The sequence below is a fragment of the Paracidovorax konjaci genome (assembly GCF_900112675.1).
Lineage (GTDB): Bacteria > Pseudomonadota > Gammaproteobacteria > Burkholderiales > Burkholderiaceae_C > Paracidovorax > Paracidovorax konjaci.
This window is the reverse complement of sequence record NZ_FOMQ01000009.1, coordinates 97151-111699: the sequence shown is the minus strand read 5'-3', so window position 1 is coordinate 111699 and position 14549 is coordinate 97151. Positions and strand designations below refer to the sequence as shown.

General features: G+C 64.2%; 19 protein-coding genes. 17 read left to right on the top strand and 2 right to left on the bottom strand.

What is annotated here, in order from left to right:
• Positions 1–14: 14 nt before the first annotated feature.
• The 17 genes from BM144_RS14630 to BM144_RS14555 all read left to right on the top strand — a co-directional run bounded on the left by BM144_RS14630 (position 15) and on the right by BM144_RS14555 (position 13441).
• Complete coding sequence (locus BM144_RS14630) at positions 15–407, top strand: flagellar basal body protein (protein ID WP_092953549.1); 393 nt, start codon at positions 15–17, stop codon at positions 405–407.
• Positions 408–424: 17 nt separating this feature from the next.
• Positions 425–841: a flagellar basal body rod protein FlgC gene (gene flgC / locus BM144_RS14625; RefSeq protein ID WP_092953547.1), complete on the top strand. Its 417-nt coding sequence runs from the start codon at positions 425–427 to the stop codon at positions 839–841.
• A complete protein-coding gene (gene fliE / locus BM144_RS14620; RefSeq protein ID WP_092953545.1) occupies positions 838–1173 on the top strand; it encodes a flagellar hook-basal body complex protein FliE in 336 nt (111 codons plus the stop codon). Before flgC ends, fliE begins: the two co-directional genes overlap by 4 nt.
• Before the next feature lie 52 nt (positions 1174–1225).
• The gene (gene fliF, locus BM144_RS14615) at positions 1226–2698 is read left to right on the top strand and encodes a flagellar basal-body MS-ring/collar protein FliF (protein WP_092953543.1); all 1473 of its coding nucleotides are present in this window, start codon (positions 1226–1228) and stop codon (positions 2696–2698) included.
• Positions 2695–3333: a hypothetical protein gene (locus BM144_RS23165; RefSeq protein ID WP_175526037.1), complete on the top strand. Its 639-nt coding sequence runs from the start codon at positions 2695–2697 to the stop codon at positions 3331–3333. Before fliF ends, BM144_RS23165 begins: the two co-directional genes overlap by 4 nt.
• Positions 3334–3449: 116 nt before the next feature.
• Positions 3450–4241 carry a FliH/SctL family protein gene (locus tag BM144_RS14610; protein WP_175526036.1) on the top strand — a complete coding sequence of 264 codons (792 nt, stop codon included), beginning with the start codon at positions 3450–3452 and terminating at the stop codon, positions 4239–4241.
• The gene (locus BM144_RS14605; RefSeq protein WP_092953539.1) at positions 4238–5674 is read left to right on the top strand and encodes a FliI/YscN family ATPase; all 1437 of its coding nucleotides are present in this window, start codon (positions 4238–4240) and stop codon (positions 5672–5674) included. Before BM144_RS14610 ends, BM144_RS14605 begins: the two co-directional genes overlap by 4 nt.
• Positions 5674–6189, top strand: a complete 516-nt coding sequence (locus tag BM144_RS14600) for a hypothetical protein (protein WP_092953537.1) — start codon at positions 5674–5676, stop codon at positions 6187–6189. Before BM144_RS14605 ends, BM144_RS14600 begins: the two co-directional genes overlap by 1 nt.
• Positions 6186–7349: a hypothetical protein gene (locus BM144_RS22825; protein ID WP_139225730.1), complete on the top strand. Its 1164-nt coding sequence runs from the start codon at positions 6186–6188 to the stop codon at positions 7347–7349. The genes BM144_RS14600 and BM144_RS22825 overlap by 4 nt, the downstream gene beginning before the upstream one ends.
• Positions 7346–7780 (top strand): flagellar hook assembly protein FlgD, encoded by a 435-nt coding sequence (locus tag BM144_RS14590; protein ID WP_092953533.1) that lies wholly within the window; start codon positions 7346–7348, stop codon positions 7778–7780. The genes BM144_RS22825 and BM144_RS14590 overlap by 4 nt, the downstream gene beginning before the upstream one ends.
• Positions 7781–7802: 22 nt before the next feature.
• Positions 7803–8978, top strand: coding sequence for a flagellar hook-basal body complex protein (locus tag BM144_RS14585; RefSeq protein WP_092953531.1), 1176 nt, complete (start codon positions 7803–7805; stop codon positions 8976–8978).
• Between the two features lie 539 nt (positions 8979–9517).
• A complete protein-coding gene (locus BM144_RS23160; protein ID WP_175526035.1) occupies positions 9518–9790 on the top strand; it encodes a FliM/FliN family flagellar motor C-terminal domain-containing protein in 273 nt (90 codons plus the stop codon).
• Positions 9791–9858: 68 nt separating this feature from the next.
• Positions 9859–10182: a FliM/FliN family flagellar motor switch protein gene (locus tag BM144_RS14575; protein WP_245783671.1), complete on the top strand. Its 324-nt coding sequence runs from the start codon at positions 9859–9861 to the stop codon at positions 10180–10182.
• 4 nt (positions 10183–10186) lie between these two features.
• On the top strand, positions 10187–10582 hold the full coding sequence (locus BM144_RS14570; RefSeq protein ID WP_092953525.1) for a flagellar biosynthetic protein FliO: 396 nt from the start codon (positions 10187–10189) through the stop codon (positions 10580–10582).
• A complete protein-coding gene (fliP, locus tag BM144_RS14565; RefSeq protein ID WP_217644345.1) occupies positions 10579–11355 on the top strand; it encodes a flagellar type III secretion system pore protein FliP in 777 nt (258 codons plus the stop codon). Before BM144_RS14570 ends, fliP begins: the two co-directional genes overlap by 4 nt.
• 59 nt (positions 11356–11414) lie before the next feature.
• Entirely contained in the window at positions 11415–12197 is a 783-nt protein-coding gene (locus BM144_RS14560) for a sigma-70 family RNA polymerase sigma factor (RefSeq protein WP_245783670.1), read from the top strand.
• Between the two features lie 56 nt (positions 12198–12253).
• The gene (locus BM144_RS14555) at positions 12254–13441 is read left to right on the top strand and encodes a tetratricopeptide repeat protein (RefSeq protein WP_092953521.1); all 1188 of its coding nucleotides are present in this window, start codon (positions 12254–12256) and stop codon (positions 13439–13441) included.
• 15 nt (positions 13442–13456) lie between these two features.
• Here the strand turns inward: BM144_RS14555 and BM144_RS22820 are convergent, their stop codons facing one another.
• Both BM144_RS22820 and BM144_RS14545 read right to left on the bottom strand, forming a co-directional pair.
• On the bottom strand, positions 13457–13843 hold the full coding sequence (locus BM144_RS22820; protein WP_139225729.1) for a hypothetical protein: 387 nt from the start codon (positions 13841–13843) through the stop codon (positions 13457–13459).
• Positions 13844–13887: 44 nt separating this feature from the next.
• On the bottom strand, positions 13888–14478 hold the full coding sequence (locus tag BM144_RS14545) for a tetratricopeptide repeat protein (protein WP_092953517.1): 591 nt from the start codon (positions 14476–14478) through the stop codon (positions 13888–13890).
• Positions 14479–14549: the final 71 nt, after the last annotated feature.

Sequence of the window (14549 nt, the reverse complement as noted above, 5' to 3'; positions counted from 1 at the left end):
AAGAGGCCCGTCCCATGACAGAAGGAATCGAAGCGATCACGCAGGCCAGCCTTTCCCTGGCCCTCGACGCCGCATCGCTGCGGCACCAGGCCATCGCGCGCAACATCGCCAACGCCGGAACGGAAGGCTTCGTCCCGACGGCCGTCAGCTTTTCGAGCCAGATGGACGAAGCGCGCGCGCAGCTTTCGCAGGGGCGCCGGCTGAATGCGCAACAACTCGGCTCGCTTGCACAGGATGGCTTGCGCATGGAGCCTGCGCGCGGCGCGGATGGCCTGCCGGCGCGGGTCCAGCTGGACTCGGAAGTCGCCCAACTGGCACAGAACGCGGTGCATTACCAGGCCCTGGTCAAGGGGCTGTCGCGGCACATGGCCATTCTTTCTTCCGCCGTTTCCGACGGCAAACGTTGACCCAGGATACATCGCGCATGGACTATTCACAGACCTTCGCCATCAGTGCCGCAGGCATGGCCCTCGAACGCACCCGGGTCGAAGTCGCGTCGTTGAATCTCGCGAATGCCAACACCGTTGCGGGGCCGGAAGGTAAGCCGTACCAGCCGCTGCATGTGGTCGCCCGCGCGTCGTTCGGCGATGCGGTGGCCCAGGGGCTGGGAGGCCTTCCCGCGGCATCGGTGGAGCCGGCGGGGCAGCCTCCCCGCATGGTGTACGAGCCCGGCCATCCGATGGCGAATGCACGGGGATTCGTTGCCTATGCAGGCGTGGACACCGCCACGGAGATGGTCACCATGGTGGGGGCGATGCGCGCCTACGAAGCGAACGTGGCCGCCATGAACACCTCGCGCAACATGGCCTTGAAGGCCCTGGAAATCGGAGGAAACACATGAGCGCCGAAGCCCTGGCAGCGATTGCGGCCTCTGCTGCGCCCGCCATTGCCGAGCCACAGCCAGCAGCGTTCGGCCCGACATCGGCAAGCAGTAGTGCCGCTGCGGGGGGCGGAACTGGCTTTTCCAGCCTGGTCACGCAAGGCCTTCAGCAGGTGAATGACCAATTGCTGACCAGCCAGACGGACCTTCAGCGACTGGCTGTAGGCGATGTACAGAACCTGCACCAGGTCATGATCCGGCTGGAGGAAAGCAGGCTGTCCTTCCAGCTGATGATGCAGGTGCGTGGCCGTCTCCTGGAAGCGTACCAGGACGTCATGAAGATGCAGCTCTGACCATGCGCAAACACACGAAGACAACACATCCACGCATCGGGAGGACTGCCCCATGATCGCATTCTGGCAAGGCCTGGGCCGCTCCGCGCGTGCCGGGCTGGTGGCCGGCCTCATCGCCATCGTGCTGCTGACCGCCGCGTTGGCCTGGTGGCTGCTGCGTGCGGATTTCCAGGTCCTGTTCTCGGACCTGAAGCCGCAGGACGCCACAGCAATGAGCGCCGAGTTGGAGAAGCTGAAGATCCCGTACCGGTTCGACGAAGCACAGGGTGCGATCCTGGTGGACAAGTCGCAGGTGCACGCTACGCGGATCAAGCTCATGGGGCAGGACATGCCGCTGCATGGTGCGGTGGGGTTCGAGCTGTTCAACAACACGGATTTCGGGATGACCGAGTTCGCCCAGAAGATCAACTACCAGCGCGCCTTGCAGGGTGAACTCACGCGCACGATCCTGTCGCTCTCCGAAATACGGGATGTACGCGTGCACCTTGCCATGCCCGAACAGGGGCTGTTCAAACAGGCCCAAGCGAGGCCCAAGGCCGCCATCACGATCACGCTGAGAGAAGGGCAATCGCTGCGTCCGGAACAGGTGAGCGGGATCCAGAGACTGGTCGCCGCCGCCACCCCGGGAATGACCGCGACGGATGTCACCGTGGTGGACCGGCAGGGCGTGGCGCTCAGCCGCCCGGCCGAAGATGCCGGGGACGCGGCGGCGGGCACGGGCTCCGGGTCTGGCCGGTTGGAACTGAAGAAGGAAACCGAATCCCAGCTGGCCCGCAAAGCCACCGCGGTGCTGGACCGCGCCTTCGGACCCGGCCAAGCCATGGCCAGCGTGGACGTCACCTTGAACATGGACCAAGTGCGGATCACCACGGAAGACGTGATCCCTGCCCCGTCGCGCACGGCGGACAGCCGTGGGGTCATCGTGAAAGAGCGAGAGTCGGTGCGGGAAGGGGGCCAGGCTCCTTTGGACGCAGCACGTTCCGGCGGTGGTGGAGCGAGCACACAGCGGGAGGTGGACTACCAGGTGGGCCGCCGCGTGGAGCAAGTGGTGAGCCAGGCCGGAGCGGTTCGCCGAATCCAGTTGGTGGCAGTGGTACGGCAGCCGCTGGACACAGCCCAGGAAGAAAAATTGCGCAGGCTGCTGGCCGCGGCGGTCGGAGCCAATGCGGACCGCGGCGATCAGGTGGTGGTGCAGTCCCTGCAGGGCCTGCTGCCTGCCGCATCGGCGCGTGGCGCGGAGGGTGGACTGCCTGCGCCGCAGGACCGAGAGGTCGCGACAGCCACGGTTGCCGCAGCGCAGCGCCCCCAGGGCACCGGTGCAGCCGCGCCCTGGCTGGACCTGCGGTTGCTGGCCGTTCTGGCGATGCTGCTGGCAGCCGGGCTCGGTTATGCGGTGTTGCGCCGCCGATCGCCTGCCCGCAGCGGGGCAGAGCAGCGACTGAGCGACGCCGAGCGTGAAGCAGCGCTGCGCAAGGTGCAGGCGTGGATGCATGCGGGTGATGCCTCCGGAGGGCCTCGCGCATGAACTTCTCCGAATTGGCGGGGACCGGCACCTTGTCTTCCGCCGAGCCACGGCGCGCGGCATTGCTGTTGCATGCCCTGTCGGCAGAAGACCGGCGCTGGATCCTGCAACAGATGCCAGAGGTGCAGCGGCAGGCGCTGCAGGCATTGCTTTCGGAACTCAAAGCGCTCGGCATTCCACCCGACAAGGCCAGTCTGGAGAAGCTGCCGCCTGCGTCCGATCGGCAGCACTCGCCTGGCCAGCCGCAGGCGGAGGCTCCCAGGGAAGAGTCTGCGGAGCAAACTGACTTGATGGCTTTGGACACCGCAGGTGTCGCTTCATTGGCGCTGGCTTGGCGTGCACAACCCGCACTGCTCGTGGCGCAGGCGCTCTGCCTGCGTCCGTGGCCGTGGCGCGCGGCCTTGCTCGAGCGATTGCCTGCGCTGCAACGCCAGCGCGTCATGGACCGGTTGGGAGCGCCGGGCGGCTGCCCAAGGGCGGGCGATGCCATGGCAACCGCCATGCTGGAATGCATGCGGGAGCATTGCCGAGCCGCCGAAGGATCGGCAGCACAGGAGCATACGAAGACCGGCACATCGGCCGTCGCGCGGAACTGGCCGGGCTGGTGGCCGCGGCGCACGAGGGGCCAGCGCGCATGAACCAGCATCTCAGGATTCTGCGTTCGGCCCCGGCTTCCGGAGAGGCTGTGCCGGTCGGCCGGGCTGCTCGCGGAAGGGCTGATGCGCAGGGCATCGCCCCGCCACCATCTGCTGCTATGCAGATCCAGATCCATCAGCCCACACACGGCACGCCAGCGACCGGAGCGGAGGCGACTTCCGAAAGCCTGTCTCCGGCCACGGCGCCTGGCTTGGCGGGCGCATCGGAGAGCGAGGCACTCTGGAAGGCGCGTGGGCATGACCAAGGCTATGAGCAAGGTCTGCAGGAAGGGCGCCGCACGGCCCGCGACGACATCGAGCACAGGGCCCAGTCGCTCGCACAAGGGTTGGTGCGCCAGGCCCTGGACGAAGCGCAGCAAGCCACCCGGAAGCAGCAGATGGACCTTCAGGCCCAGACGCAGGAATTGGCGCGGCGCCTTGAAGCGGTCGATCGGCTGGCGGAGCAAATGGCTGCCGAGCGGAAACGCTGCCTGGAAGCGGCGGAGGACGACATGCTCGAACTCGCCTTCGAAGCCTTGTGCAGGGTCGTGGGAGACCAGCTCGCCAGCAGGGAGGGCGTTCGCGCAGTGCTCCACAAGACGCTGCAGGCCTGGCACGGGCGCCATCCGCTGAGCGTGCATGTGCATCCTGATGACCTGGCGTTGCTGCAGGGTGATGTGGTCACGCTGGAGCATCTATCGTCGCGCGGTTTCGATGCTCAGCGCCAGACCCTGCGCTGGGTTGCCGACTCCGAGGTGCGCCTGGGAGGGTGCCTGATACGAGCAGTTGAGGGCGCGCTGGATGCCCGCCTGGAGCGCCAGTTGGAAACCGTTACAGCTTGCCTGGTGGAGACACGTGCATCGCGCAAGCATGCAGCGTTGCAGGCGTCGGCGCAGGAGCGTGTGGCATGACCGGAACGTCGCCCCTGGCGTCCTACCGTGCAGCGCTGCGGGGTGTGGAACTCATGCGCCGTCTTGGTTGGGTACGGCAAATGCAAGGGTTGTCCATCGAATCGCAGGGGCCCGACGCGACCGTGGGCGAACTTTGCCGTATCCGGCCTCGACAACAGGCGGGCCAGGTACATCCCGACGTCCTTGCAGAAGTGGTCGGGCTGCGTGGCGACCTGCTCACCCTCATGCCCTATGGAAGTCTGCAAGGCGTCTCTGCCGGCGCCGAGGTGATCGCCGTCGGGCGGCAAGCCACGTTCGGTGTCGGCCCGGCACTGCTGGGCCGCGTGATCGACGGCTTCGGGCGTTCACTGGATTCGCTCCCGGACCCGGTCGCCCCGGACGAGCGCCCATTGCACGCGCATCCCATCAATCCCATGCAGCGTCCTCGTATCCATCGGGTGCTGCAGACCGGCGTACGCTGCCTTGACGGTCTTTTGACGCTGGGACAGGGCCAGCGTGTCGGCATCTTCGCGGGCAGCGGAGTCGGGAAAAGCACGTTGCTCGGAATGATCGCGCGCCATGTCGTCGCCGACGTCAACGTGATCGCGCTCATCGGCGAGCGCGGGCGGGAAGTGCGCGAATTCATCGACAAGCAATTGGGGCCCGAAGGGCTGAAGCGGTCGGTTGTCGTGGTGGCGACTTCCGACCAGCCCGCCTTGGCCCGCATCCGGGCGGCCCATGCCGCGGTGACCATCGCAGAGTACTTCAGGGACGCGGGCCAGCAGGTGCTGCTCACCATGGACTCGGTGACCCGGCTGGCCATGGCACGGCGTGAGGTAGGCCTGGCGGCGGGAGAGCCTCCGACCGCCCGCGGATACACACCGTCGGTGTTTGCGGAGCTTCCGCAACTCTGCGAGCGTTGTGGCACGGCGCCCTCCGGAGGGTCCATCACTGCGCTGTTTACCGTGCTGGTCGAAGGCGATGACATGAACGAACCCATTGCTGACAGCCTGCGTTCCATTCTTGACGGACACGTCGTGCTGTCGCGGGACATCGCGCATGAAGGGCGGTACCCGGCTGTCGACGTGCTGCGCAGCGCCAGCCGGCTTCTGCCCGACCTCACCAGCTCGGAGGAGCAGGAGTTGATATCCGATGCCGTCAGGTATCTGGCGCTGTTGCACCGCAACCGCCAGCTGGTCGATATTGGAGCGTACGAGCAGGGCGCCAATCCCGAACTCGACCACGCGCTGTCGCTGGCACCTGCATTGCAGGAATGGCTGTCCCAAAAAGAAGGGGGCGTCTCGCGGGCTGAAGCCATGCGGGCCTTGCGGACGCTGCTGTGGCCCGATCGCCTCGCAGTGGCCGCGCCCAGGCCACCCGCGGCTGCGATCCACAACTTCAGCTATTCGCTCGGGTCTCAAAAGGCCGCTGGAGTTCCGAAAGGGGCGCGTTGATGAAGCGAACGAACGATACGGTGTTCTCGCAAGTGGACTTGCGGGGCTTCTCCTATCCATTGGAGCCCTACCTTCGCAAACAGGAATGGCAGCTGGAACGGCTGGAGGGGAGGCTTGCACAGGTTCAGAAGCAACTGCTGTCCGCTCAGGAGTCCCGGCGAAGCCTTTATCTGCAGTTCGAGGGACAGGCCCGCCAGATGCTGCAGTGGACCCAAGCCCGGATCGACCCGCATATGCACCAACGCGGGCTCGCCTACCTCGCAGGCGTCAGGCAGCGGATCGAAACGCAGGACCAGGAAATCCAGTCCCTCGACGCGCGGAAAGCCTCGCTCCACGAGGAGTTCGTTGCGCAACAGCGCACGATCGACGGGCTTCAGGACCACCGGTCGGGCGCGTTGAGAGAGTATGCGCAGGAGGTGATGCGGGTGCAGGCCGCTGAGGCCGATCGCGACTGGATAGGCCGGCTTCCCCTGCGGGCCAGGCAGCAACCGACACCCGGTGAGGTGGCACCATGACAAATCTTGAAACGGCACTGGCTCGCTTTCCAGGAGAGACTGTCGGCCGCATGCTGACGGCGCAGGGCACCCGTTCTTCTCTGCTTGGCAACGAAGGCGAACCACCGCGGCAATCCGCATCGGTCCGGCAGGCTTGGCTGCGGGAGATGGAGCGAACCCAATTGGCCGGTTGGTTCCAACCGTTCGCGCAGGCCGAGGCTGTTCCAGCGCTGAATACCCATGCTGGGCCACGCCCTGAGGCATCCCGTCTGTCGGCGGCAGCACCACGAGCGGCGTCCGCATTCCCGGTTGCTTATCGTCAGCTTCTGCAACCACAGGCCGGCCCGTATGAGCGGCATGCCACCGAGGGATTTCCGAACGCCGCGGCGAAGGCTACCCAGCAAGAACTGGGCAGCGGCGAAACCGTGCGCACCAAGGCACCGGAATCAGCCTATTCGCGCACAAACGCGCCGCACGAAGAAACCGAGGCCCATCCAGGCCAGGACCATCGGACAGAGGCTCCGCACATCCACCCAGCGGGCGCAGCCCTGGAGCCGCAAGACGGATGGGCCAAAGGGGGCAAGGCCCTCCATTCCGCGGCCAGCAAGGTAGATCCCCTGGCGCATTCGGCTGGATCGGAAAGCCGCCCGGTTCCTGCAGGTGTGGCGCCGTCGGCACCACCAGAAATCACGCCTCCGCCCATGGCGGACCATCCCACGGCTGCGTTCGCAGCACCGTTCGAGGCAGAGACGGTTGTCGCGGCGCCCCTTCGACCTGATGGCGGAATACCCCGCCAGCAGGGTGCCGGGTCTGCTGCTCCGGCAAGCCGAGGAACCGCTCGCCTTGCGGCTCCCGAAACGCAGCAAGCTCCGGGGACCCGCGTGCACGCCCAATGGTCGGCAGCGGGGGTCGAACTCTGGCTGGGCATGGATGGAGCGGCTTCGCAAGTGGGGTTTCAGGCCGCGGCCCTCGTGCCATCGCTGCAGAGATCCCTGCGCGAGCAGGGGCAACGACTGGTGCGCGTGGTCTGCAACGGCCAGGTGGTGTTCGATGGCGACAGTCCTATCTCTCACCTGCTTCCTGCGACACCGCGCTTTGCCGACATCGTCGCGGCCCCACCTTTTGCCGGGCCATCGCGCACAAACCTCTTTTCTTCTATTTTCCAGAAGGGCAATTCATGAGTATCAGTGGCATCAGCAATGCGACCACGGGTCTTCGCGCAAACGGACTGGGCCAGGAGGACTTCATGAAGATCCTGCTGACCCAGTTGACCTACCAGGACCCGATGAAGCCGATGGACAACCAGCAGTTCATGGCGCAGATGGCCCAGTTCACCAGCCTGGAGCAGACCCAGCAGCTCAACAACAAGATCACTACGCTGATCGGAAACCAGGCGGCGTTGCAATCGGTCGGTCTGATCGGCCGTACCGTGGACGTCAATGCCACCGGCGGCACGCTTACCGGCACGGTGATCGCGCTGTCGCTGTCCGGCGAATCGCCTCTCATCACCCTGCGCACCAGCGCAGGCGCCACCCTGCAAGACATCAGCCTGAGCCAGATCCTGGCCGTGCGTCAAGACATCAGCCTGAGCCAGATCCTGGCCGTGCGTTGAACGGGCGTATCCAGGAGTTCTCATGATTGAATCCATCTACGTCGGCATGACGGGACTTTCCAGCTTTTCGCGTGGTCTGCGGGTCATCGCCAACAACACCACCAACCTCAACACCCCCGGTTTCAAAAGCGCGTCGCTGCGCTTTTCGGATGCCTTCTATTCCGATGGCGGTTACACCGGCCGGCAGTTCGGACAAATGGGTTATGGCGTGAGCACCATGGGCACCTCCATGTCGTTCAAATCTGGCGAACTTCGCCAGACGGGCAATGGACTGGACCTCGCGATCGACGGACAAGGCCTTTTCACCTTGAAGAGCAGCGATGGCAGCATCCGCTACACCCGCGCCGGACAGTTCCAGTTCAACAGCGACGGTGTGCTCGTCAGCCAGGGCAAAGGGGCGAAAGTGATGGGGGTCGGGGCAGACGGATCGCCGTCGGAAATCAGCATTGCCAACCTCAAGACCAGTGCTGGCAAAGCGACTGCAGTCGTGAAGTTCGCAGGGAACCTTTCGAGCACGGGCACCGATCAGACCATCAACGGGGTCCGGGTCTTCGATGCCGCGGGCGGAGAGCACCTGCTCACCGCAAAGCTCACCAACACGAACAGCACCACCCCCGGCAGTTGGAAGGTGGAGCTCATGGACGGAACCACCGTCGTGGGGACCCGGGAGATGATTTTCCAGGATGGCAAACCCACTGCAGCCACCAGCAAGCTGGAGTTCAGCTATACGCCAGCCGGGCAAGCTGCCCTGCCACTGACCCTGGACTTCGGCACGGATGTCACATCCTTTGCTTCCGGGACCCTTTCCACGCTCGCCTTCGCCTCGCAAGACGGATTTGCACCGGCTGAACTGAGTTCTGCCTCCTTCGACGCCACGGGAACGCTGGTACTCACCTATGCGAACGGCCAGACCGCGAAAGGCGCGCGACTGTCCCTGGGACGTTTCGATACGACCGAGGCCGTCGGCTCTGCCGGTGACAACGAGTTCGAGGCGCTGGATGGCCGTGCATGGCACAGCGGCGTGGCCGGAGGGGCCTTCGGGTCCGTCCGCTCGGGCTACATCGAAATCTCGAACGTAGACCTGTCACAGGAGTTCAGCGATCTGGTCATCATGCAGCGCGGTTACCAGGCGAGTTCGCAGGTGATCTCGACAGCCAACGAAATGCTGCAAGAACTCTTTTCGATGAAAAGCCGCTGACCATGGCAACCTCGGTGGAAGAACCAGGGCGAGCGTTGCTCTCTCAAGAAGATTCGCGCTGCTTGGCGCGGCCGCTGCGTTCCTGGAACCATGCCAGCGTGGCCATCGTACGGAATGCATGCCAAGCGGTCCACGAAGCATGGTGCCGCGATTGGGGGCTGCCCATCGGAGAGGTAGTCGTCGTGGATGCGAACACCGCCATGCCTTTTGCGCTGGACGATGCCGCGGCCGAACGTGAATTGCAGTCATGGTTGTTTGGGGAATCGCCTTCGGGGTCTGCGGTGGGTAGCCCGGACATGGCCTCCGACCTCACGGCCCGTGCCTGGCGTGCATGGCAGAACTCGCTCGGTGCGGTGGCCCCTCGAGTTCAGCCGTTGCAACCCTCGTTTGCTTGGTCCGGATCGTTGAACGCGATGTTTCCCTGGGCTGGCGGGACATGGTGCCGCCCCCTGGATGGAGCCGCTGTCGAGCGAATCCTGAGCCTCCAATCTGCGCCTCGCGCTGGAGCCGAGGCGGTGGAACCCGGTGAGACCTCGCACATGGTTCCTCTGAACCACGCCATCGCCAGCCAGCGACTGACTGTGCACGTACACCTGCAGCCCGTTTCCCTCACCTTGGCCCAATTGCAGTCGCTATCCGTGGGCGATGTGGTCACCCTGGACCATTGCCTGAGCGACCCGGCATCTTTGCATCTGGTCCTTGGGGCCCGCGCCTCCCACAGCACCGTGGCGGCAAATCAGCCGCTATGCACGGCCTGGCTCGGCCAGGTCGATGGGCACATGGCGGTTGAACTCCAAACCGGCTCTTTATGAATCCTCTCTCGACTCCTCCCATGCCGCAGCCATCCTCTGCCTCAGACACCCCTACCGCCGTCCACCCAGTGGCACTCCCCGGCTTGGAGCCTGCGCACGCAGCAGACGCCCCGCCGGAGGCCAAGCTGCTTCCCAGTTTCCAACCCCTCCACCAGCTGCGGACCACGCTGCAGGTCTGCGTTGGGTCCGCCACGCTGACCGTGGGCGAGTTGCTGAATGCACAGGCGCACCAAGTCCTCGTGCTCGACCGGAGCCTGGAGCAGGCCGTCGATCTCGTTCTGGAAGGGCAGGTGGTGGCGCGGGGTCAATTGGTGGCCGTGGGCGATCGTTTCGCCGTGAAACTCACGGAGTTGCCGGTGCCGCTCAGCCTGACGCCCAACGCCTCAGCGTGATGCCATGGCATTTCCGGAATCCATTCCATTGCGCAGGGAGCCCGACGGGGCAAGCACCGTTCCTGCAACGGAGCTGGCCTGGCTCGGCGTATTCGTTCTGTTGATTGCGCTGTTTGCCGGCGTATGGCGCAAACATCGGGCAACGCGGCAGCCTGACAAACAGGCGGTCCGGGCAGGGCCGCTGGGCCAGTGGCTTGCAAAGGTACAACAGCGGACCGGTCGAACGGTAGAGGTGGTTTCCAGCGTCCGGTTGACTCCGCAGCACAGCGTGCATGAAGTGCAGTGGCACGGACGCCGCATCCTGATCGGGTGCGCTCCCCACACGATCAATGTGCTTGCCGACGGCGCGGTCCCGGAAACAGAAATGCCCGGCCACGGTCTCGGAGAGAAACTCCCATGAAGCAAGCACCGGCATATCTCCGGGCGAAAGCGCCTTTGCGCCATCGGAGGGCGTTGCTGCTGGTCGGCGCTGCTTCGTGTCTGCTGGGTGCTGCAGGCACGGCCTGGGCGCAAAGTAACGGCACCACTGCCTGGGTGAACGGCGCCGAAACCTCACAGGCGCTGCGCATCGTGATCGGCCTCACGGTACTTGCCGTGCTGCCGGCGCTGCTTGTTTGCATCACCAGCTTCCTGCGCATCATCGTGGTGCTGTCGATGCTGCGCCACGCCATCGGCATGAACGAAACTCCACCCAATACCGTGCTGATCGGTTTGGCACTGTTTCTCACGCTGTTCACCATGTCACCGGTTCTCGAGAAAGTGAACCGCGAAGCCTTGCAGCCTTTCATGTCGGGCAAGGTGGGTATGGAGCAGGGCTTTGCCAAGGGCATCGCACCGCTGCGTGATTTCATGGTGCGCCAAACCCGCGAACAGGATCTTGCACTGATGGTGGAGCTGTCCAAGGCGGAACCTCCGCGCACGATGGACGACATCAGCAACGTGCAGCTGATTCCCGCCTTCATGCTGTCGGAATTGCGCGCGGCGTTCCAGATCGGCTTCGTGGTGTTCCTGCCGTTTCTGCTGATCGACCTGATCGTCTCCAGCGTGCTCATGACGCTGGGCATGATGATGATGCCTCCCACCACGATCGCACTGCCGGTCAAGATCCTCATGTTCATCCTCATCGATGGCTGGGGCTTGCTGCTCAAAGCGCTGGTTGGCAGCTTTCACTGAACGGCATCGGTATGCTTCAAGCGGCCGAATCCCTGGCCATCTCCACAGCACCAGCATCCTTGGACGATGAGGATGCACTGTGGATGCGGTGGGTGGAGCAAGAGGATCCGGACGCCCGGGCAATGCTGATCGAGCAATACCTGCCATACGCGCGCATGCTGGCCGCCGTTCTTTTCAAGGGTCGCTTCCACGACGAGGTGGAGTTTTCCGACTACTTTCAAATGGCCTGCATGGGCTTGGTGGAAGCCGTCGATCGATACCAGCCAGGGCAAGGCGCCCATTTCAAGACTTATGCAGCCCACAGAATCCGGGGCACGGTTTTGAACGGACTCGAGAAGCTCACGGAGAAGAACCAGCAAATTGCCCTGCAGAAGCGTTTGCGCAAGGAGCGGCTGGAGGCTGCTGCCGAGGCGGCGGCGCTGATGACTGGTGCAGCCGACGTGCAACGCGATATACCGGCATCCCCACGGCCGGCGAGTGAACTCCTGGCTTATCTTGCTGAGGTGGGCATCGGGTTGGCACTCGGCGTCATGCTGGAAGGCACCGGCATGATCGGTTCCGAAGAGCCGGATGAGCTTCCCTCCGCACTGTCTCCGGAAGTGATCTACTTTCGCAAGCGCGAGGGCCAGCATTGGCAAAGCCTGCTACGCGATCTGGTGCTTCGCCTCGCAGAGCAGGAGCGCCTGGTGATTCGTTGCCATTACCTGCAGGGCATCGCCTTCGATGAAATCGGACGCATGCTGGGCGTGTCACGCAGCCGGGTCTCCCAACTGCATCGGCAAGGTTTGACGCGTCTGCGCGAGGGCATGGCACAGGCTCCCGCCTGCGATGTCGCTTGGTGAGCACACCTGCTGACAGAACACGCACACACATTCCTGCATTTCTTCCATTCAAATCCATGACTTCTTCCCCGTCCACCCAGGCTGCCGCCGATCCCGTTGCCCGGCTCGATCGCCTGGAGGCTTATCTGCTCGACGATCCCGACAATGAGACGCTGCTTGCCGAAGCCTTTTCATCGGCGCTCCGGTGTGCGGCGTGGACACGTGCGGAATCCCACTTGCGCCATGCCCAGGTGCTTTGGCCAGAGTCCCTTGCATGGGCCTTGCGCGGCGCCGAGTACTTGCTCGCACGTGGAGAAATGCAACGTGCGAGTGAATCGCTTGCAGGTTTGCAGACACTGCCGAACCAGCCGCCGGCATTCACCGATGCGGTCCTGCACAACCTCGCATTCATCGATTTCCAGGAAGGGCGGCATGCGGCCTGTGTCGCCCGGCTGGCACGGCGCATGGACGCATCCCACGCTTCCGATACCTTGGACGCCATGGACGTGCTGTGGCTCCGCGCCCTTCACCATGCAGGGGAGCCGGAGCGCGCGACGCGGTGGGCCGCTCAACGCGAGCAAAGGAGTGCATTGAACGGCAGGGCTGCAGGTGTTGCCAGCCTGGCAGCACTGGATGCAGGGCAGAGCGCCGAGGCGGTCCGTTGGTCCCTGCAAAACCTGGCGGGGGACCCGTCCATGCCGACTACGGAAGCGCTGGTTACCCAATCGTCGCTGGCACTGGCCAAGGCCGATGCCGCAAAGGCAAGGAATTTCGCCCTGGTAGCGCTGGATCGCCAGCCTTCAGATGGGCGCGCAAGGTCGGCCTTGGCCTTTGCGGAGCTGCTGGACGGCAATCTCGAGGAGTCGGCAGCACAGTTCGACAGAGCGCTGCACGCCATGCCAGGCCACATCGGGACCTGGCATGGTCTTGGATGGGCACAGTTGATGATGAACGACTTGGAAGGTGCCCAAGCCAGTTTCGGGAAAGCCTTGGAACTCGACCGGAACTTTGCCGAAAGCCACGGGGGGCTGGCGGTCGTGTTTGCGATGGAACGGAATGCGCCCGCAGCGCAACTCCATATCGACAGAGCCATGCGGCTCGACGGGGCCAACCTGTCTGGAAGGTTTGCCCAGTCGCTGCTTCAGGGCGAAACGGCACCAGCCCAGTTTTCCCGGCTTGCAGAACGCCTTCTTGCCGGAAAGACGGCCCCGGATGGATCAAGCCTGCTGACGGTGGTCATGAACGCTCTGCGATCCAGCCGCTGACAGCGCTCGGCGCTCCTAGGGGGTACGGGCTGCCGACAGCAGTGAATCGGCAGCCACCTCGCAGGCGGCTCGGAGCGTTGGATCTTCAAACATCTGCGAGGCCACTTGGTCCACCAGGGAATCGAAATCGGTCGAGCCACGGAGAACATGCCCGAATTCGTTCACCAACGTGGTTTCCAAGAATATCTTGAAGGCCTTTCGGCGGCGATCAGGATCGCCGTCGCCGATCGCACTGAGGCGGAGTGCCATCGGGTCCTGCCCGACTTGCCGCTGAGGGTTTGATTCCGGGCCCGTGGCCGACTGGCCGGAAGATGGTCTGGAACGGACGGGCGCCTGGGCCAGATTCTCCAATTGGCCACGCAGCAGAGCACCCCATGGCGTCAATGGATCAATGCGCGTCATGGAACTATGTCCCGTTGCGCCGCTGGAAGGGGACAGTTCGCCATTCAGTGTGCCGGACCTTGCTGCTGGTAGTTGGACAGCAACACATGCGTGGCATCCGCGTCATCTTCCGCACCAACCCGCTCATGGGCCGGCGGCGTTGCGATGCTTTGCCCCAAAGCGTCCATCCGGGCCAATACCAAGCGGATATCGGCAGACATCGGTGGGTGTTCGGTGTTGCGCTCCAATCCTGCGGAAAAGAAGGCGCGCGCTTGGGAAAAATCGTCCACAGCCAGGAAGGAAAAGCCGCGGACCCAATGCGGCAGAGGGTTGCCTTCATCGAGACCCAGCAGCGGTTGCCACGTGAGCAAGGCCGCAGAGACTCTTCCCGCGCTGAATTGCAAGAGGCCCAGCTGGTACCGGGGAATGGGCCATTCCGGGGCGAGGATGACTGCATCGCAGAAACTCTGCTCCGCCTTGTCCATCTGCCCGAGCGACGCGAATTCGGCCCCCAACAGGAAGTGGGGCGCGGCAGAGCCGGGTTGCTCCTGCGCAGCTTGCTGGAACAGCGCGATGGCCTCCTGGGCGGCACCGGCGGCACTGGCCGCCAGGGCACGCTCCAGCGTCGGGGAATGCGGTTCGGAAGATGAAGGCATGAAGGGCACCTTGTCGTAAACAAGAAATCGGGCGGGGATCGGGGGAATAGGCGCATGAACAGCATACCCAT

What these genes read in the sequence shown, in the direction of transcription:
- BM144_RS14630 (WP_092953549.1), top strand. Translation starts at nt 15, where the DNA reads ATGACAGAAGGAATCGAAGCGATCACGCAGGCCAGCCTTTCCCTGGCC.
- flgC (WP_092953547.1), top strand. Translation starts at nt 425, where the DNA reads ATGGACTATTCACAGACCTTCGCCATCAGTGCCGCAGGCATGGCCCTC.
- fliE (WP_092953545.1), top strand. Translation starts at nt 838, where the DNA reads ATGAGCGCCGAAGCCCTGGCAGCGATTGCGGCCTCTGCTGCGCCCGCC.
- fliF (WP_092953543.1), top strand. Translation starts at nt 1,226, where the DNA reads ATGATCGCATTCTGGCAAGGCCTGGGCCGCTCCGCGCGTGCCGGGCTG.
- BM144_RS23165 (WP_175526037.1), top strand. Translation starts at nt 2,695, where the DNA reads ATGAACTTCTCCGAATTGGCGGGGACCGGCACCTTGTCTTCCGCCGAG.
- BM144_RS14610 (WP_175526036.1), top strand. Translation starts at nt 3,450, where the DNA reads ATGCAGATCCAGATCCATCAGCCCACACACGGCACGCCAGCGACCGGA.
- BM144_RS14605 (WP_092953539.1), top strand. Translation starts at nt 4,238, where the DNA reads ATGACCGGAACGTCGCCCCTGGCGTCCTACCGTGCAGCGCTGCGGGGT.
- BM144_RS14600 (WP_092953537.1), top strand. Translation starts at nt 5,674, where the DNA reads ATGAAGCGAACGAACGATACGGTGTTCTCGCAAGTGGACTTGCGGGGC.
- BM144_RS22825 (WP_139225730.1), top strand. Translation starts at nt 6,186, where the DNA reads ATGACAAATCTTGAAACGGCACTGGCTCGCTTTCCAGGAGAGACTGTC.
- BM144_RS14590 (WP_092953533.1), top strand. Translation starts at nt 7,346, where the DNA reads ATGAGTATCAGTGGCATCAGCAATGCGACCACGGGTCTTCGCGCAAAC.
- BM144_RS14585 (WP_092953531.1), top strand. Translation starts at nt 7,803, where the DNA reads ATGATTGAATCCATCTACGTCGGCATGACGGGACTTTCCAGCTTTTCG.
- BM144_RS23160 (WP_175526035.1), top strand. Translation starts at nt 9,518, where the DNA reads ATGGTTCCTCTGAACCACGCCATCGCCAGCCAGCGACTGACTGTGCAC.
- BM144_RS14570 (WP_092953525.1), top strand. Translation starts at nt 10,187, where the DNA reads ATGGCATTTCCGGAATCCATTCCATTGCGCAGGGAGCCCGACGGGGCA.
- fliP (WP_217644345.1), top strand. Translation starts at nt 10,579, where the DNA reads ATGAAGCAAGCACCGGCATATCTCCGGGCGAAAGCGCCTTTGCGCCAT.
- BM144_RS14555 (WP_092953521.1), top strand. Translation starts at nt 12,254, where the DNA reads ATGACTTCTTCCCCGTCCACCCAGGCTGCCGCCGATCCCGTTGCCCGG.
- BM144_RS22820 (WP_139225729.1), bottom strand. Translation starts at nt 13,843, where the DNA reads ATGACGCGCATTGATCCATTGACGCCATGGGGTGCTCTGCTGCGTGGC.
- BM144_RS14545 (WP_092953517.1), bottom strand. Translation starts at nt 14,478, where the DNA reads ATGCCTTCATCTTCCGAACCGCATTCCCCGACGCTGGAGCGTGCCCTG.